The 18,156-nt window shown below is 34.8% G+C and carries 17 protein-coding genes; 13 read left to right on the top strand and 4 right to left on the bottom strand.

What is annotated here, in order from left to right; all coding sequences use genetic code 11:
- The first annotated feature begins 59 nt into the window (after positions 1-59).
- Entirely contained in the window at positions 60-311 is a 252-nt protein-coding gene (locus tag M983_RS03930; RefSeq protein WP_066747350.1) for a DinI-like family protein, read from the top strand.
- 126 nt (positions 312-437) lie between these two features.
- Here the strand turns inward: M983_RS03930 and M983_RS03925 are convergent, their stop codons facing one another.
- Both M983_RS03925 and M983_RS03920 read right to left on the bottom strand, forming a co-directional pair.
- Positions 438-677 carry a YecH family metal-binding protein gene (locus M983_RS03925; RefSeq protein WP_066747347.1) on the bottom strand — a complete coding sequence of 80 codons (240 nt, stop codon included), beginning with the start codon at positions 675-677 and terminating at the stop codon, positions 438-440.
- Between the two features lie 133 nt (positions 678-810).
- A complete protein-coding gene (locus M983_RS03920) occupies positions 811-1,032 on the bottom strand; it encodes a DUF465 domain-containing protein (protein WP_066747344.1) in 222 nt (73 codons plus the stop codon).
- Between the two features lie 267 nt (positions 1,033-1,299).
- On the opposite strand from M983_RS03920, the gene eco reads away from it, so the two are divergent.
- Complete coding sequence (gene eco / locus M983_RS03915) at positions 1,300-1,800, top strand: serine protease inhibitor ecotin (protein ID WP_066747341.1); 501 nt, start codon at positions 1,300-1,302, stop codon at positions 1,798-1,800.
- 124 nt (positions 1,801-1,924) lie between these two features.
- Here the strand turns inward: eco and M983_RS03910 are convergent, their stop codons facing one another.
- Positions 1,925-2,362, bottom strand: coding sequence for a universal stress protein (locus tag M983_RS03910; RefSeq protein WP_066747338.1), 438 nt, complete (start codon positions 2,360-2,362; stop codon positions 1,925-1,927).
- Positions 2,363-2,891: 529 nt separating this feature from the next.
- Here M983_RS03910 and M983_RS03905 point away from each other — a divergent pair.
- On the top strand, positions 2,892-3,809 hold the full coding sequence (locus M983_RS03905; protein ID WP_066747335.1) for a cation diffusion facilitator family transporter: 918 nt from the start codon (positions 2,892-2,894) through the stop codon (positions 3,807-3,809).
- A 59-nt stretch (positions 3,810-3,868) separates the two neighbouring features.
- On the opposite strand, the gene ghrB is transcribed toward M983_RS03905, so the two are convergent.
- Positions 3,869-4,828 (bottom strand): glyoxylate/hydroxypyruvate reductase GhrB, encoded by a 960-nt coding sequence (gene ghrB / locus M983_RS03900; RefSeq protein WP_066747332.1) that lies wholly within the window; start codon positions 4,826-4,828, stop codon positions 3,869-3,871.
- 409 nt (positions 4,829-5,237) lie between these two features.
- On the opposite strand from ghrB, the gene galE reads away from it, so the two are divergent.
- From galE to M983_RS03850, 10 genes are all read left to right on the top strand, one after another.
- The gene (gene galE, locus M983_RS03895) at positions 5,238-6,257 is read left to right on the top strand and encodes a UDP-glucose 4-epimerase GalE (protein WP_066747329.1); all 1,020 of its coding nucleotides are present in this window, start codon (positions 5,238-5,240) and stop codon (positions 6,255-6,257) included.
- Positions 6,258-6,300: 43 nt separating this feature from the next.
- A complete protein-coding gene (locus M983_RS03890; protein ID WP_066747326.1) occupies positions 6,301-7,356 on the top strand; it encodes a UDP-glucose--hexose-1-phosphate uridylyltransferase in 1,056 nt (351 codons plus the stop codon).
- A 128-nt stretch (positions 7,357-7,484) separates the two neighbouring features.
- On the top strand, positions 7,485-8,645 hold the full coding sequence (galK, locus tag M983_RS03885) for a galactokinase (RefSeq protein WP_066747323.1): 1,161 nt from the start codon (positions 7,485-7,487) through the stop codon (positions 8,643-8,645).
- On the top strand, positions 8,645-9,712 hold the full coding sequence (gene galM, locus M983_RS03880; RefSeq protein ID WP_066747320.1) for a galactose-1-epimerase: 1,068 nt from the start codon (positions 8,645-8,647) through the stop codon (positions 9,710-9,712). Before galK ends, galM begins: the two co-directional genes overlap by 1 nt.
- A 176-nt stretch (positions 9,713-9,888) precedes the next feature.
- Positions 9,889-10,899 (top strand): substrate-binding domain-containing protein, encoded by a 1,011-nt coding sequence (locus M983_RS03875; protein ID WP_066747315.1) that lies wholly within the window; start codon positions 9,889-9,891, stop codon positions 10,897-10,899.
- A 340-nt stretch (positions 10,900-11,239) separates the two neighbouring features.
- Entirely contained in the window at positions 11,240-12,874 is a 1,635-nt protein-coding gene (locus M983_RS03870) for a sodium/sugar symporter (RefSeq protein ID WP_066747312.1), read from the top strand.
- A 231-nt stretch (positions 12,875-13,105) separates the two neighbouring features.
- Entirely contained in the window at positions 13,106-15,142 is a 2,037-nt protein-coding gene (locus tag M983_RS03865; RefSeq protein ID WP_066747309.1) for an IreA family TonB-dependent siderophore receptor, read from the top strand.
- Positions 15,143-15,275: 133 nt separating this feature from the next.
- On the top strand, positions 15,276-16,112 hold the full coding sequence (locus M983_RS03860) for an alpha/beta hydrolase (RefSeq protein ID WP_083954536.1): 837 nt from the start codon (positions 15,276-15,278) through the stop codon (positions 16,110-16,112).
- Between the two features lie 384 nt (positions 16,113-16,496).
- The gene (locus tag M983_RS03855) at positions 16,497-17,663 is read left to right on the top strand and encodes an MFS transporter (protein ID WP_066747304.1); all 1,167 of its coding nucleotides are present in this window, start codon (positions 16,497-16,499) and stop codon (positions 17,661-17,663) included.
- Positions 17,664-17,848: 185 nt separating this feature from the next.
- Positions 17,849-18,156, top strand: a 308-nt coding sequence (locus M983_RS03850; RefSeq protein ID WP_245684007.1) for a DUF1287 domain-containing protein, incomplete at its 3' end; no start/stop codon positions are given.

The following is an 18,156-nucleotide window of genomic DNA, read 5'->3' as shown; positions in this document are numbered from 1 at the left end:
TTCAATAATATAATACTGTATTTATATACAGTTTATTTTGCCTTTTTATGGTGAATCCAATGCGTGTAGAAATTTTATTTAGTAAACAATCTAAGGTATCAGACTCATTATTTCCGATTTTAGAGCATGAACTTAGAAAAAAAATTATACCAGATTATCCAGATATGCAGTTCCGTATTGGTTTTAGCAGTATGAATTCGATTCAGGTTACTGGCGTTAAGGATGAAACTAAGCATGACCATATAATGGAACTTATCCAAAATGTTTGGGAAGACGATGCTTGGCTACAAACTGATGAAGAAGGATCATAATTGCTCTTTTTTAAGATGAATAGATTGCCAGCAAATAACTTATTCTGATGAGTTCTATATTGAATTTAAATATAAATAACTGGCAATCCATATTATTAAATATTAGATGGATCAAATATTAATAAATTAATGCTTACAGATCTTATTTTCGCTGGTAGTAAAACCGCCATCAGCAGGAATAAACTTCCCTTTTTTCTCTAGAAAATTGACAAGCTCTGCTGCGGTCATATTTTCTGCTGAGCAAGTATGAAAACAAGCATCGCGGCCAAATTGCTGATGAATGGTGTCTATCAGTGATGCCTTCGTAAACGCTTTTTTTGATGATAAAATAAGATGCAAAACTTCATGACCATGTATAGAAGACATTGTTAACCTATATAAATATATAAAAGATATATTTATTATGCAACTTTTGGCGTTGAGGACTTTGCTTTGGATCATAAAAAGCGATGACAAATGTCATCGCTCAAAATATGTCTATTTTTATTTAAGCTGTGTTCTAGGCCTGATTATCACAGTCTTGCATAATTTTTTGCATTTCATCTTTTAAATGAAGTTTTTCTTTTTTGAGCTTAATGACTTTATCATTATAGCCAGCCCCATTGGGCCCTTCTAATTGGGCTATTTCATGATCAAGTTGTTGATGTTTATCAAAAAGGGCTTGAAAGCGAGGATTGCTATCTTTTAATTGTGAAACAAGCGTTTGTTGGTCTGAGAACATATAACCTCCTAATAAAAGAAATTGAGATCTCTATTTCAGTATAACCATAGATAAACATTATGTGGGGTGATATCTCACAAATTTACATTTCATGAATAATTCATAGATTTTCTTTAACAAATATTCAGATTTATCCACTCAAAGCAATATCTCTTAAGATGCTAGCATTATTCACAATAAATATTAGCTTATAAGATGATTACTAATATAAACATCTAGGCTAATATTATTAATAGCGAATAGTTCGCTAGAAACTTGGAGAAATTAATGAATAAAGTAATATTATCTTTAGTAGCGGCTATGTCTTTATCTGCATGTGCAGCACAAGCTGTTGATAAAAAAGCGACAGAAAGCTTAGAAAAACAATTAGCACCTTTTCCTAAAGCCGAAAAAAATCAAGTTCGTCATGTTATCGAATTAGATAAAATAGATAATGAAGATAATTACCAAGTTGAGTTAATTGTTGGTAAAGAAATCATGGTAGATTGTAATCACCAATCCTTCGGCGCTGAGTTGAAAAGCAAAGATTTAGAAGGTTGGGGTTACAATTACTACGTTGTTAGTGATTTAAAAGGTCCAATGTCTACATTAATGGGATGCATGGATAACACTAAAAAACCAGCATTTGTTAGCGCATTTCTGGGTCAAGATGCCTTTACTCGATATAATAGCAAACTGCCAATCGTCGTATATGCGCCAACTGACGTAGATGTTAAATACCGTATTTGGTCTACTAATGGCGAAATGAAAGATACCATTCAAAAATAGAATGTTATTTAAAGTCGATATATTAACGCGATAGCGTAAATGGCTTAGCTTAAAAGATTAACTTAAAAAGCCCTTGTGATTAATTCATCAAGGGCTTTTTTATTTTAGTCTTTACTGAAATATATTAGCGAATAACAAGTACAGACATTTGTGCATGGCGCACAATAGATGATGCTGTTGAGCCTAATAAATAAGAAGAGACATTAGGGCGATGAGATGCAATAGCGATAAGATCAGCATCTATTTGGCGAGCATATTCTAAAATTTCATCTTTTGCATTACCAACGCCAACATTGCAGACAATTTGTTCATCAGGAATTTTTGCATCTTTAATCATGTCTTCCAGTGCGATAAAGGCAAGGCGTGTACGTTCTGATGAGTCTTTGAATTTTTCAGGAATAGCAGCAAATTCGATACCGAAGAAAAGTTCAGCATTAGGAATAACAGTGAGGAAGTGGATCTCTGGTTTTCCCACTTTGGCAATTTGTTCAATATGTGTGATCAGTTCCTGTGAAAGTTCGTCTTCTAGAATATCAATTGGAACTAGAATTTTTTTATACATAAAATGCCTCACTTAATATTAGTTTAAAATATTATCTCTTAATGTAGAAAAAAGGGTTGTGACCTAGATTCTAAATAAGAGTGAAAATCATTATTTAATACTTTAGATATCAATAAATAAAAAGCAAAAAACTATCTAAAATAATATTATAAATAAAAGACTATTAAGTCCAGTAGTGTAACTTATTGAGAACAAAAAATAATTTCTGTTCATCCTATTTATAGCAATAAAAGTATTTAAAGCGTTGAGACGAAATGTATAAGATAATGATTATCAATAATATTTTTGTTCTGTATCTATCAGATATTATTGATAAAAATGGAAGACAGACTTAACTATGTATGGCATATTATTTGCCAATGACATCTCAATATGATGTCTGGACAGCAATCTTAGTCCTTAAACAGGATTGTTATTCAGAGTCGCCTTTATCCTTACCAATGAGTTATGGAACCTGTAATAACCTATTGTACTCTATTTATCTAATGGAAATAGGGTAGGCTATTTAAACTCAAATAAGATTTTTATTATGAAACGCAATCATATTGATGATATTGAGTTAGAAAATACTGAGCAGAATCAGTTACTAAAATTTAAAGTAGCAAAGAAAAGCACCTTAGTTAGTGTTTTTGTTAATATCTTTTTGGCATTTTGGCAAATAATCATAGGATTTATTTCACATTCTCAAGGGCTTATTGCCGATGGAATACATTCACTTTCTGATCTTGTTGCTGACTTTGTCGTATTAATCGCTAATAAAGGAAGTCAGAGAAAACCAGATGCCGATCATCCTTATGGACATTTACGTTATGAAAATGCCGCCTCACTTATTTTAGGCACTATTTTATTAATGGTTGGAATAGGGATGGTTATTTCAGCTATTCATAAAATCTGGGATCCTTCATCTATTCCTGAAGTACATAGCATTGCTTTATATGTTGCTCTATTTGCATTAATCGCAAAAGAAGGCTTATTTCGCTATATGTTAAGAGTGGCAAAAAAAGTCGATTCAAATATGTTAATTGCCAATGCTTGGCATGCCCGCTCTGATGCCGCATCTTCACTTGTTGTTGCTATTGGTATTATCGGAAATCTTGCAGGATATAAATTTTTTGACCCTCTTGCCGCATTAATTGTTGGTATATTTGTAGGCCGTATGGGATGGCGTTTTACCTATCAAGCTTTGCAAGATTTAATGGATAGAGGCGCTGATGAAGAAACACTCGAAGAAATAACGCAAGCGTTACTTTCTACTCCTGGTGTGCTGGGTGTTCATGATTTAAAAACCCGTCGAGCTGGCGATTATTTATTAGTTGATGTGCATTTAGAAATTAACGGGGAACTGACTGTTAGAAATAGCCATGATATTGTGGTTAATGCTCGTAATCGTGTATTAACAAATAAACAAATATTAAGCGTTATGGTACATGTTGATCCTGCATATTAACTTTTTAAAAATAAAGGACTAATAAAAATTTATCATTAGTCCTTTATTTTATCTATTCATTAAAAATTAACGCAATTTTCTTTTACATCATTATTAAGCGCTGAAATTAGATTATCGACAGCGCATTCAGCCATGGCGTAACGTGTTTCTTTAGTTGCAGATCCTATATGAGGGACAGCAACAACGTTTTTCATGGTTAATAGAGGTGATGATGTTGGTAATGGTTCTTTTTCAAAGACATCAAGACCAGCACCTGCAATTTCTTTTTGTTCTAATGCATCAATTAATGCTTTTTCATCAACAACTGCACCACGACCAGCATTAATTAAAAAGGCCTCTGGTTTCATTTGTTCAAATTGTTTTTTACTTATTAAATGTTGTGTTTGTGCTGTTAAGGGTAAGGTAATACACACAAAATCAGAATGCTTTAATAAATACTCTAAAGTACAATATTGTGCGTTGAATTTATTATTAACGTCGTTATATTCTGTTCTTGAGTGGTAAAGAATATCCATATTAAAACCAAAATGAGCGCGCTGAGCTAGTGCTTTGCCAATACGGCCCATACCAATAATACCCATTTTTTTATGATGAACATCAGTACCATACCAGTCTGGCGTAATACTTTTCGTCCATAAACCTTGCTTTACATCATTTGCTAATTCTGGGATACGTCTTGAAACCGATAATACCAACGCCATCATGGTATCAGCGACCGTCTCTGTTAATACAGTAGGTGTATGCATTAATTTTATATTGTGTTCAGTTAATGCTTTGACATCGATATTATCATAGCCAACAGATATGGTGGATACTGCTTTTAAGTGAGGTGCTTTTTCAATAAAATATTTATCAATTTTACCACCCGCGCCTAATAATCCTGAAGCTTGAGCAAGTGCCTCTTTAAAATTCGTATCATCAAAAGAAAGTGAATTAAACTGCTTAATATCGGCAATATTAGCGAGTTTTTTATACAATTTTTCAGGAAGATCTTGATAGACCACAACAGTTGGTTTCATATTGTTCTCCAAATTAAATTAGTTATTATGCTCTAATCTATTTTCTATTTAATCCTTTTATTAAGAGCATTCTTATCCTTTACAAATATATTAGAGATGGTCTTATTCATGTATGATAAAGGCACATTAATATTATTTTTATCATATAATTAGCATATTAGACAGTATGTAATCGGTTACTTTTAATTTGTTCAGTCAGATTGAAGTAACAAATACAGTATTATTTGTTATATAGAATAGATTGAAATAGCAGATTTAATAAAAAATGAATACATTGAAAAGCGGTGTAAACGTTTACACTAAATGTCGGTTTGATCACGAAATGATTTTGTTGAACTTGGTAAGATTTATATCAATCAACTGAAACCGCCTTATGCTTTTCCTTTGAAATGACACAAAAGAGGTGAATGTGGAAATTTTAGTGACAGGTGGTATGGGATATATTGGGAGTCATACTTGTGTACAAATGATGCAAGCGGGCATGACACCAATTATTTTAGATAATCTCAGCAATGCTAATGAAGAAGTGCTTAATCGTATTGAAGTGCTTACAGGAAAACGTCCTCTTTTTTATCAAGGGGATATTCGCGATGAAAAGCTATTAGCTTCTATTTTTTCAACACATTCTATTCAATCAGTTATTCATTTTGCAGGATTAAAAGCCGTTGGTGAATCAGTGCAAAAGCCGATTGAATATTATGATAACAACGTGAATGGTACGCTTGTATTAGTTCGTTGTATGCGTGATGCCGGTATAAAAAGCATTATTTTTAGCTCATCAGCAACCGTTTATGGTGATCCTCAATCTGTGCCTTTAACTGAAGAATCTCCAATCGGTGGAACAACAAATCCTTACGGCACTAGTAAATATATGGTTGAGCGGATTTTATCTGATTTAAATATTGCAGATGAAAGCTGGTCGATTAGCTTATTACGTTATTTTAATCCTGTAGGTGCACATCCATCAGGCACGATGGGGGAAGATCCTAAAGGTATTCCTAATAATTTAACACCTTATATTGCACAAGTTGCTATTGGTCGTCGTGAGAAAGTTGCGGTATTTGGTCATGATTATCCGACTAAAGACGGTACCGGTGTTCGCGATTATATCCATGTAATGGACCTTGCTGATGGTCACGTGGCCGCATTAAATGTATTAGGACAAAAAGCAGGTTTACATATTTATAATTTAGGGACTGGTAATGGCACAAGCGTAATTGAAATGATTGATGCATTTCGTAAAGCTAGTGGTAAAGATATCCCTTATGAATTACAAGCCCGTCGTACAGGGGATATTGCTGAATGTTGGTCAAGCCCAGCAAAAGCGCAAAAAGATTTGCATTGGAAAGCGATTCGCTCAATTGATGATATGGCTGCTGATGCATGGCGCTGGCAACAAAAGAATCCTAATGGTTATCTGAAATCATAAATACGCGTTATCAGATAATCTTTAATGTATAAGAGAGAAGATTATGTCAAAACTGATTTTTGATCCCGTAGAGCATCCTCATCGTCGTTATAATCCATTAACTGGCCAATGGATTTTAGTTTCACCACATAGAGCAAAACGACCGTGGAATGGCAAAGATGAAAAACCTCAGATTGCGACGCTTCCCTCTTATGATCCTAATTGCTATTTATGTCCTAATAATACCCGTGTTTCAGGCGATAAAAATCCTGATTATGCGGGAACTTATGTTTTTAATAACGATCACTCCGCATTATTACCAGAAGATGTCTCAGTTGAATCTTCAACGAATCCTTTATTTCAAACACAAGCAGTAAAAGGCATTAGTCGTGTAGTCTGCTTTTCACCGTTGCATAATAAAACGCTTCCTGAATTATCTATTAATCAAATCCGCCATATTGTTGATACTTGGGATAATCAAATTACCGAATTAGGTAAAGAATATCTTTGGGTACAAGTTTTTGAGAATAAAGGCGAAACAATGGGGTGCTCTCAGCCGCATCCTCATGGACAAATTTGGGCAAGTGATTTTTTACCTAATGAATTAGCACAAAAAGAAGCGCATTTAAAAGCCTATTTTGAAAAATATGGTCGTAATTTATTAATGGATTATGTTGAGGCTGAAAGTAAAGAGGGTAGTCGTACTGTTGTGGAAACACAATACTGGTTAGCCGTTGTGCCTTATTGGGCTGCTTGGCCTTATGAAACGTTATTATTGCCTAAAATGCATATTCGAAGAATGAGTGAATTAAATGAGAGTCAACGCAATGATTTGGCGCTTGCAATAAAAAAATTAACCAGTCGTTATGATAATTTATTTCATTGTTCATTCCCTTATTCTATGGGCTGGCATTTTGCACCTTTCTTTAAAGATGATGTCAATATCGACCATTGGCAATTACATGCGCTTTTTTATCCACCTTTATTACGTTCAGCGACAGTGCGTAAATTTATGGTGGGGTATGAAATGTTGGCTGAGCCACAAAGAGATTTAACGCCAGAACAAGCTGCGAATAATTTACGTCAATTAAGCGATATTCATTATAAAGAGCAAGGTTAATTAAACACTCGCGCTACTTTTAAATATACTCGTGATTTATTGCGTAGAAAATATTGTGTAAGAAAAATACATCAGATTAATGTGATGTAATAGATTGTTATTACTTAATTTTAAGTTAAGGATGAATTATGCAGACTCTCATTGATAATGTGGCTCATTCATTTTCAACCGCTTTTGGTTATAAGCCAACGCATTTTATTCAGGCACCAGGAAGAGTAAATCTTATTGGTGAGCATACAGATTATAATGATGGATTTGTTCTGCCTTGTGCAATTGATTATTACATGGTGGTTGCCAGCGCAAAACGTAAAGATAATCTTATTCGCGTAGTCGCAGTGGATTATCAAGATGAAATTGATGAATTTAATTTAGATGCACCTATTGAGTTTCTTCCTAATAAAATGTGGGCGAATTATGTTCGTGGTGTTATTCACTTTTTGCAAAAAGAAAACTATCAATTTGGCGGTATGGATCTCGCTATATCAGGAAATGTTCCTCAAGGCGCGGGATTAAGCTCTTCTGCTGCATTAGAAGTGGCCATTGGTCAAACTGTAAAGACATTATATCAATTAAAAATTAGCCAAAAAGAAATTGCACTTATTGGTCAAAAAGCAGAGAACCATTTTGTCGGCTGCAATTGTGGGATTATGGATCAGCTTATTTCCGCTTGTGGTGAAAAAGACCATGCATTATTAATTGATTGTCGCTCACTTGAAACAACGGCTGTCAATATTCCTAATAATAAAGTCGTCATGATTATTAACACAAATAAAAAACGTGGTTTAGTAGACAGTGAATATAATACTCGCCGTCAACAGTGTGAAGATGCTGCGAATATTTTAAATGTAAAAGCATTAAGAGATGCAACGCTTGAAGATTTGCTAGCGAAAAAAGAGAGGATGAGTGATGAGGTTTATCGTCGTGCTCGTCACGTTATTAGTGAAAACCAACGTACTTTAGAAGCCACCAAAGCATTAAAAAATAATGATCTCACCACATTAAGCCAGCTAATGATGCAATCGCATATTTCTATGCGTGATGATTTTGAAATCACAGTCAAAGAAGTTGATGCATTAGTTGATATTATTAAATCGGTGATAGGGGATAAAGGTGGCGTCAGAATGACAGGCGGTGGTTTTGGCGGTTGTGTCGTTGCCTTAGTCACTCCAGAGTTAGTTGATAAAGTAATTCAAATAGTTGAAACTCAATATCAAGCTCAAACAGGCTTAAAAGAAACTATTTATGTCTGCTCTGCTAGCCAAGGTGCAGGCGTTATGGAGATAAAATAATGATAAATAATGACTCTCGTACTTTTGAGCCAGAACAGATGACAAAACAATTAGCGTGGGATGGTAAACCCGCTCAAGTTGTTGTGCTAAAAAATCGTTTAGGTATGTCGATTTCACTGATGGATATTGGTGCAACTTGGCTTACTTGCCTTATTCCTGTGAATGGTACTAAAAGAGATGTACTTTTAGGCGCATATGATATGAATGCACATCGTCAACAAACCGCGTATTTAGGCGCAACGGTAGGGCGATTTGCGAATCGTATTGCTGGGGCTGAATTCTCGCTGAATGGAAAGCGCTATCAAATTTCAGCTAATGAAGGAAAAAATACCCTACATGGTGGTAAGCATAACTATAGTTATTGTCGCTGGGTTATTGCTGAAAAAAAACCACAATCAGTCACATTTACGCTAAATTCTCCTGATGGTGATCAAGGCTTTCCTGGTAATGTTGATATTCGTGTAACCTATACATTAACTGATGATAATCAGGTTAAAATTGATTATTACGCCATCAGCGATAAAGCAACGCCTTTAAGCTTAACAAATCATGCCTATTTCAACCTCGCTGGTGAGCCGACAACACGCACTGCACTCGAGCATGATCTGATGATTAACGCATCCCATTATCTTAAAAATGGAGAGGGTAATATTCCTACTGGTGAGCTGGTGGATGTTGCAGGAACTAGTTTTGATTTTCGTAAATTAAAACGTATTGGTCTTGATTTTATGGCTGATGAATGCCAAAAAGCGGCTAAAGGTTATGATCATGCTTTTGTCTTAGAGACGAAAAAGAGTGATGAAAAAGCTATCGCAACCGTTATTGCGCCAGAAGGCGAGTTAAAAATGGATGTATTTACCACAATGCCTTCCGTTCAATTTTATACCGGTAATTTCCTTTCTGGTACAAAAGGGAAAACTCGTCGTTATAGTGATTATTCTGGATTAGCACTAGAAACACAATATTTCCCTGATGGGCCTAATCACCCTGAGTGGGCTGAGAATCAAGGTATTCTTTGTGCTAATAAACCGTGGAATAGCCAAACAATCTATAAGTTTTATAAGTAATTATAAAAGGAAAGTGTAAACGCTTTCCTTTTGAACACTTATTTGATTTTTTCACTTTTTTATTTTGCCCTATTCACTGATAATTATTCCTATTATTTTATTTTTCTATACTTTATTTGTATATTAACAGTAGGTTAACTCTATTTTGTCAATAGAGAATAATCGATGGGATAAATATGGCGACTATCAAAGATGTAGCAAAAGAAGCAGGCGTTTCAGTTGCTACCGTATCACGAGTGATTAATCATTCGCCTAAAGCAAGCCAAGCATCAATAGATACTGTTAATGCGGCAATGCGAAAACTCGGTTATCGCCCCAATGCAGCAGCACGTGCGTTAGTGAGTCAAAGTACACAAACATTAGGTGTTTTAGTTCACGATGTTTCAGATCCTTTCTTTGGTACGTTAGTTAAAGCTGTGGACAATATTGCCAGAGAGGCAGGAAAACATATTCTTGTATGTAATGGTTATCACAATGCACAAGATGAACGTCAATCAATTGAGTTATTAATTAATAGTCGTTGTGATGGATTAGTTATTCACTCTAAAGCGTTGAGTGATGAAGAGTTACTCGCTTATGCTAATGAAGTGAAAAGCATGGTGCTAATTAATCGCTTTATTCCTGAAATTGCAGAGCGCTGTATTGCACTTGATAACTATAAAGGAGCATGGATTGCAACAGAACATCTCATTCGTCAAGGTCATACGAATATAGCTTATATTTCTTCTACCCATCATATTGAAGATGCTACACAACGAATGGCAGGGTATAAGGCCGCATTGAGTGCTCACCATATTGAGTTATCTGAAAGTTATATTGCTTATGGTGAGCCTGAAGGTGAGGGTGGTGAATACGCGATGACAAACCTATTAACCAAATCTATCGATTTTACTGCTGTTGTTGCATACAACGATTTTATGGCGGCTGGTGCTCTGTGTGTGCTTGATGAGAATGAAATTGCCGTTCCTGAGAAAATATCAGTTATTGGTTTTGATGATGTTTTAATTGCGCGTTACATTCATCCTCGTTTGACAACTGTACGTTATCCCATTCAGATAATGGCAGAACAAGCTGCGATATTAGCGATAAAGCTTTCTTGTGGTGAAGTATTAAAACAAAAACAATCTATTTTTTCACCAACATTAGTACAACGTAATTCTGTTTATAATCTTAACCATCGTATTTAGTCCCATTATTTTCCTACCTACTGTTCGATAATTTAATAATAAAAAACTCTTAATTATTGTATTAATTGAGAGTTTATTGTCTTTATTTTTTAATAATGTAATCGTTATCACTGGTTTTTTCGTTATAAATAAGGATGTTAAGTATTTTATTTTCTGAAGTGAAATAATGTTTTTTACTGTTAGTTGATAGGTGATTACAAGATTAGAGGTTTATTTTATTCATTTATACTAAGAAATACCTAATTGGCGGTAAAATTGTGAACAGAGTAACGGAAACGTTAAATGAAAACGTTTACATTGATTTCCTATTCTCTCTAATGAGTCTGAAAGGAAAATTATTATGCATACAGAAAGTGTTGGTTTAGGCACAATAGACTATGCAATCTTTGCCCTCTATGTCGTCATTATTGTTAGTCTTGGTTTGTGGGTATCTCGCAGTAAGGATGGAGAAAAAAAAGGAACAAAGGATTATTTCCTTGCGGGTAAAACTCTACCATGGTGGGCAATTGGTTCATCACTTATTGCAGCAAATATTTCTGCAGAGCAATTTATTGGTATGTCTGGCTCTGGTTTTTCAATTGGTTTAGCAATTGCTTCTTATGAATGGATGGCGGCGTTAACATTAATTATTGTTGCGAAATATTTTCTTCCTGTTTTTATTGAAAAAGGGATTTACACCATCCCTGAATTTGTTGAAAACCGTTTTAAAAGCCGTAATTTAAAAACCATTCTTGCTGTGTTTTGGCTAGCATTATTTATTTTTGTGAACTTAACATCTGTATTATATTTAGGTTCATTAGCGTTAGAAACTATTCTTGGCATACCAATGATGTACGCCATTATTGGTTTAGCGTTATTTGCTGTTGTTTATTCACTCTATGGTGGGCTTTCTGCTGTAGCATGGACTGATGTTGTTCAAGTTTTCTTTTTAATATTGGGAGGCTTATTTACAACGGTATTAGCTGTCAGTTATATCGGTGGTGATGGCGGTATATTTGAAGGCTTAAATAAAATGACAGAGGCCGCACCAGATCACTTTAAAATGATCTTAGAAAAAGATAATCCTCAATTTACGAACTTACCAGGTATCGCCGTATTAATAGGTGGGTTATGGGTAGCTAATTTATATTATTGGGGTTTTAACCAATATATTATTCAGCGTGCATTAGCAGCTAAATCTATTAATGAAGCACAAAAAGGATTGGTATTTGCAGCCTTTTTAAAATTAATTGTGCCTATTTTAGTTGTCGTTCCTGGTATCGCTGCTTTTGTTATAACAACAAACCCAGAATTAATGGCAGGCTTAGGTACGATGGCACAAGAACATACGCCAACATTAGCTCAAGCTGATAAAGCGTATCCTTGGTTAACTCAATTTTTACCTGTAGGTGCTAAAGGTATCGTATTTGCAGCCCTTGCAGCTGCTATTGTTTCTTCTTTAGCTTCTATGCTGAATTCTATCGCGACTATTTTTACGATGGATATTTACAAAGAATATATTGGGCCAAAAGCCTCTGAAACGCATTTAGTTAATGTAGGTCGTATTAGTGCTGTTGTTGCATTAATTATTGCATGTTTTGTTGCACCATTATTAGGTGGTATTGATCAGGCATTCCAATATATTCAAGAGTATACAGGTTTAGTCAGTCCAGGTATTTTAGCCGTATTCTTACTAGGGCTTTTCTGGAAAAAAACTAATGCCAAAGGGGCTATCATTGGTGTGGTGTTATCTATCCCGTTTGCATTATTTTTAAAACTTATGCCACTAGAAATGCCATTCCTTGATCAGATGCTTTATACCTTTATATTTACCACTGTGGTTATCGGCTTAGTGAGTTTGACTTCAACAAAAACAGATGACAGCCTTGGTGCAATTGTTCTAACAAACAATACCTTTAAAACACAAAGTGGTTTTAATATTTCCTCTTATATAATCATGATTATCTTATGTGTTCTTTACGCATTATTCTGGTAATTCATTAAATTAAATACGTAGTTAAAAGAAAAAACAGATGATTTTTTATCATCTGTTTTTTTTGGTGCATATTTATAAAAATAATTTAGTGACGATGTTCTAATTTTGCATTGATACAGATTAAAAAAAAACACTATAGAGTAAAAGAAATTCATTCTCATCAATAAATGATTACGATAATATCAATGATTCTCATTTGTGTGCTTATTATGCTATTTTCAGGGAATTACTATGAACTATAAACTAGGCGTTCTTACCGCCTGCATCTTATCTGCCTCATATCCGCTATACGCACAAGAAAATCAAGAAGAAAGATTAGTCGTATCAGCGTCGGGCTTTTCTCAGCAAATTACTGATGCACCAGCAAGTATTACTGTTATCAATAAAGAACAACTAACCCAAAAGCCAATTCATGATCTTGGTGATGCGGTAAAAGGGGTTGAAGGCGTCAGCGTCAATGGTAATGCCAATAAACAGGATATTACTATTCGTGGTTTACCTGGTGACTACACGCTAATTTTAGTTGATGGTAAACGCCAAAATAGCCGTGAATCGCGCCCTAATGGAAGTGGTGGTTTTGAAGGTAGTTTTATGCCTCCCATTGATGCCATTGAGCGAATAGAGGTTATACGTGGACCAATGTCTTCTCTTTATGGTTCTGATGCTATGGGTGGGGTAATAAATATTATCACCAAACCTGTTACTAAAGAATGGCATGGTTCTGTTGGCGTAGGTGGTACATTACAGCATAACCGTGATGCGGGTGATTCTATTGATGGCGACTTCTATTTATCAGGACCATTAATTGAAAATAAATTAGGTTTACAGCTTTATGGTGGCGGTTATTTACGTCAAGAAGATAAAATTGTTTATGGCCAAGGTAAAAATAATAATAAGAATATTACGGCAAAATTAGCTTTCACCCCGACTGATAACCAAACTATTTTATTAGAAGCAGGTCGTACTACATTACAACGTACTACAACGCCTGGTAAATCTATGAGTCAGTTTACTATTCGTGGTGGTAAAGCTGATGAAAATAAAATGCTTGAGACAAATAATGATCGTAATCATTGGGCATTAACGTATAAAAATCAATTTGATATTCTGCATTCAGAATTGAGTGTTTATCAAGAACAAACCAAGCGAATTACAAAAACAGAATCTATTGATAAAACAACCAAAGAACGTCACGAATATTATGAAGATCGTCGCCCTGAAATAACCAATACAGTTGTTGATGCAAAATTTACTGCATTTTTACCTAGTAACGTAATGACCTTTGGTGGTCAATATCAATATGCACGTTTAAAGGATGAGTCATCAACAGGAAAGGGAATTAAAAACTCTACGATCACGGCTGATCAAAAAGCGTTATTTCTTGAAAATGAATATAGTGTCACTGACGATCTCGCTTTAACAGGGGGAATTCGTTTAGATGATCATGAATATTATGGCAATCATTGGAATCCACGTGCCTACGCTGTTTATCATTTAACTGATGAATTTACGTTAAAAGGCGGAATTGCAAAAGCATTTAAAGCCCCAAGCTTACGAGAAATTAGTCCTGAATATGGTACATCGACAGAGAAAGGCCGTGCCATTATGTACGGCAACCGTGATCTCAAACCAGAAACCTCAGTCAGTGAAGAAATTGGTGTAGGTTATGATAACGGTGACGGCATTACAGCTAACCTGACTTTCTTTAATACAGAATTTAAAGATAAGTTAACGAACTATGATACTGGCGAAATTGATCCTATTACTGGCTTAAAACTCTATGAATATAATAATGTTGGTAAAGCGAACATTAAAGGTATTGAAACATCTATTGCGTTCCCTATTGCACAAGCGTGGAGAATCAGTGCGAACTATACGTATATCAATTCAAAACGTAAAAGTGATGATGAGAAATTGGGCTCAGGTGAATCATTAAAAGGTTATCCTTTAGATATGACACCAAAACACAGTGCAAATGCGCGTATTGATTGGCAATTTGATGAAGCAATGAGTTTCTATGCTAATACCGCATATACAGGTAAACAAGTATGGGCTGCACAACGTAATGGTTTTACTGGTCCTCGTTATCGTAGTGGATACACCACTTTTGATTTAGGTATGACCTATAACTTTAATAAAAATACGATGCTAAATATGGCTGTATTAAATATTACAGATGAAACAGGTCCTGCTGTAAATGACAACGGTGGTAACTGGGTTGTTGACGAAGGACGCCGTTATTGGGCAAATATTAAATATAGTTTCTAACTTATACTGATATAAATAAACCTCATATAAAAATGAGGTTTATTTTTATATCAAGAATAATTCTATATTTTATTTTTTATATTACTGACAGAGTATCTGATTTATGCGAATACTGATGTTATTTGGAATAGTTATGTTATCAGCCGTTGCTCAAGCAAGACCCAACCAAGTGGTTCCTGAAATTGAACCTCAAGCAATATCTTATTATCATATTAATGAAAAAGAGATGAGTTATCAGGGGAACCTCTACCGCATTTTTTTAGCTATTCCTAAAACAATGAAAGAGATTGATAAAACAACGCTTATTTATAGCGTTGATGGTAATGCACAATTTCCGCTTATTGTTAATGAAACGATAAAACAAGATATGAAGTCATTACCTGCAATTGTTAGCGTGGGTTATGTCGGTGATAAAGCCTATTTTATTAATGAAAGAACACGTGATTATACACCTAACGTTTCTGGTGAGGAATTTAGCAAAGGTGGCAATGCAGAAAACTTTTACCAGTTTATCTTAACTCAGGTAAAACCCTATGCATTAGCGCAGTTAAAACAAAACGATATCACTGTGACAAAACAATCGTTATTTGGTCACTCTTTTGGTGGTGTATTCACTTTATATGTTTTATTTAATCATCCTGAGTCTTTTCAGCATTACACCGCAGCGAGTCCTTCTTTATGGTGGGGTAAAGGTGAATGGGTAACTAAAGATAAATGGCAAATTATTCCTAATGATATTGCAGTGACAATAACATTAGGCGAAAAAGAAGAAATGCCTGATCTTAACAAGATGAGTGAAGAACAACGCCAAAATTACAAAGAGCGTAGTAGTTGGCTAACTGCGCGCCAATTATGCGATTACTTATCTGAAGCAGGAAAATTATGTGATTTTCATCTTTTAAAAGGTAAAACACATGGTGGCTCTATACCTGATGCGATTACGATAGCTGTAAGTAATAGCGCTGAGTAATATTTTACAGAGTTTTTATTTCCACTGCCTTATTTTTAGAAATAGGGCAGTACTTCATTTATCTACGTATTTTTATCTATTTCTATTATGGGTATTAATCTAGTAATAATCTTATTTTATAAAAATAAAGTCCTCAAGAGGGCTACTCTTTTTCATTAAAAGGGCGATAATAGAGATAACATAAGTAAAATTGTTTTCTGGCATTAGTTTTTATAATTTTATTTATTAATAGTTAAGCGCTATATTCGCGTCTCCTGAAATATAGGGACGCCAACCACTGTTTTCATCCTTGTTCTTTCATCTTTCCTAGATGAAAGGCGGGTCAATACCTGACTTCGAGAAAACAGCCCATTATCAACTGCTTTTAGTGTGGAGACGAGGGTAGTGAAACAGAACACTACTTTGGTACGCAAAGGTGACAGTACGTTAGTACCTGTGGCTGGGTTAACGATATTTGCTATTGCATCAGGCTATTTAATGAGTTTAATTCCACTATCTATGGATAGTTTTGGAATAGATACTTTTTATGCTAGCTGGTTAGCAAGTATTTATTTTATCGGCCTGTTAATGGGGTCAGTTATGATTGAACCCATTATTGCAAGAATAGGGCATCGTCTCTCTTTTGTTGTATTTTTATTATTGCTGGCATTGACTGTCAGTATTTTACCATTAATGCCTTATTTATCTGTATGGATGGTATCGCGTTTTATTGGTGGTATGGCTGTAGCAGGTATCTTTGTTGTTGTCGAATCATGGTTATTAATTGGTGATAATCCTAAAGAGCGAGCTAAACGCTTAGGCTTTTATATGACATCACTGTATGGCGGAACAACATTAGGACAGCTCGCTATTGGGGCCATTGGTACTCAAGGTGCAATTCCATTTTCTGTCGTATTTGTCTTATTATTGATTGCGGTAATGCCACCTTTGTTTTTTAAAAATGGACAGCCTCAAGGTCATGTTCATAAAAGTTTGTCATTAAAACAGATGAACCGTTTAAATAAAGCCGCATTGGTGGGCTGTATGGTTTCTGGCGTTGTAATGGGCAGTATTTATGGGATGATGCCACTGGCATTAAATCAAGGGCAATTTACCACCGATCAAATTGGTGTGTTAATGGCGGCTATTATTTTAGGGGGAATGATTGTTCAACCTATTATTAGTAAGCTGTCTGTGGTGATGAGCAAAACATTACTATTAGCGATGATGTGTTTACTTGGTGTATTTGCTATGGGGATAACCTATCTTTCTAATGATTATATGGTGTTGATCGTCGCATTAGCATTGTTAGGAATGTCATCTTTTGCACTTTATCCTATCGCCATTACATTGGCTTGTGATCATGTGAATGCAAGTTATATAGTCGCTATTACGCAGGTTATGCTATTAAGTTATAGCGTTGGTTCAGCCGTTGGGCCATTAGGCGCGGGCATGTTTATGTCTCAAGAAAATAATGGCATCATGAACTTCTTCTTTGTGGTATTACTCGTTACTGCAATTTATATGCTGTTCGCAAGTTTACGTCGCAAAAGCCATATTGTGTTGAACTAGCAGAAAAATAATATTCCAATTTTATTCTTGAATAATCGAGTTTACCAATAGGTAGACTCGATTTTTATGTAAGTTAATCAATTAAGATTTACCCCATATTTTTATAGTGTTATTTAGCAAATTATTAATATTCGTTTTTATAGAAATATTAATAACAATAACTAATAAAATTATGGAGTTTTTCTTTGAAAAAGAACATTTATTTCCTATCTTTATTTGTTTTTCTTCCATTCACTACAGTAAAGGCAATAACTCCAGAACAAACTAAAAAGCTGGTGGAATATGCAACGCATTTGCCGAGAGTGGTTATTTACAACTCATCCTATCGTAAAATCAATTATCCTAATGGCGATGTACACGCTAATTATGGTGTGTGTAGCGATGTTATTATTCGTAGCTATCGAGGAATTGGCATTGATTTACAAAAGCGAGTTCATGAAGATATAAAAACACATTTTTCGGAGTATCCAAGTAAAAAAATATGGGGATTAAC

The sequence above is a fragment of the Proteus myxofaciens ATCC 19692 genome (genome assembly GCF_001654855.1).
In the GTDB taxonomy this organism is placed as follows: domain Bacteria; phylum Pseudomonadota; class Gammaproteobacteria; order Enterobacterales; family Enterobacteriaceae; genus Proteus; species Proteus myxofaciens.
This window is presented reverse-complemented; position numbering and strand designations above follow the sequence as displayed.

What these genes read in the sequence shown, in the direction of transcription:
- M983_RS03930 (WP_066747350.1), top strand. Translation starts at nt 60, where the DNA reads ATGCGTGTAGAAATTTTATTTAGTAAACAATCTAAGGTATCAGACTCA.
- M983_RS03925 (WP_066747347.1), bottom strand. Translation starts at nt 677, where the DNA reads ATGTCTTCTATACATGGTCATGAAGTTTTGCATCTTATTTTATCATCA.
- M983_RS03920 (WP_066747344.1), bottom strand. Translation starts at nt 1,032, where the DNA reads ATGTTCTCAGACCAACAAACGCTTGTTTCACAATTAAAAGATAGCAAT.
- eco (WP_066747341.1), top strand. Translation starts at nt 1,300, where the DNA reads ATGAATAAAGTAATATTATCTTTAGTAGCGGCTATGTCTTTATCTGCA.
- M983_RS03910 (WP_066747338.1), bottom strand. Translation starts at nt 2,362, where the DNA reads ATGTATAAAAAAATTCTAGTTCCAATTGATATTCTAGAAGACGAACTT.
- M983_RS03905 (WP_066747335.1), top strand. Translation starts at nt 2,892, where the DNA reads ATGAAACGCAATCATATTGATGATATTGAGTTAGAAAATACTGAGCAG.
- ghrB (WP_066747332.1), bottom strand. Translation starts at nt 4,828, where the DNA reads ATGAAACCAACTGTTGTGGTCTATCAAGATCTTCCTGAAAAATTGTAT.
- M983_RS03890 (WP_066747326.1), top strand. Translation starts at nt 6,301, where the DNA reads ATGTCAAAACTGATTTTTGATCCCGTAGAGCATCCTCATCGTCGTTAT.
- galK (WP_066747323.1), top strand. Translation starts at nt 7,485, where the DNA reads ATGCAGACTCTCATTGATAATGTGGCTCATTCATTTTCAACCGCTTTT.
- galM (WP_066747320.1), top strand. Translation starts at nt 8,645, where the DNA reads ATGATAAATAATGACTCTCGTACTTTTGAGCCAGAACAGATGACAAAA.
- M983_RS03875 (WP_066747315.1), top strand. Translation starts at nt 9,889, where the DNA reads ATGGCGACTATCAAAGATGTAGCAAAAGAAGCAGGCGTTTCAGTTGCT.
- M983_RS03870 (WP_066747312.1), top strand. Translation starts at nt 11,240, where the DNA reads ATGCATACAGAAAGTGTTGGTTTAGGCACAATAGACTATGCAATCTTT.
- M983_RS03865 (WP_066747309.1), top strand. Translation starts at nt 13,106, where the DNA reads ATGAACTATAAACTAGGCGTTCTTACCGCCTGCATCTTATCTGCCTCA.
- M983_RS03860 (WP_083954536.1), top strand. Translation starts at nt 15,276, where the DNA reads ATGTTATCAGCCGTTGCTCAAGCAAGACCCAACCAAGTGGTTCCTGAA.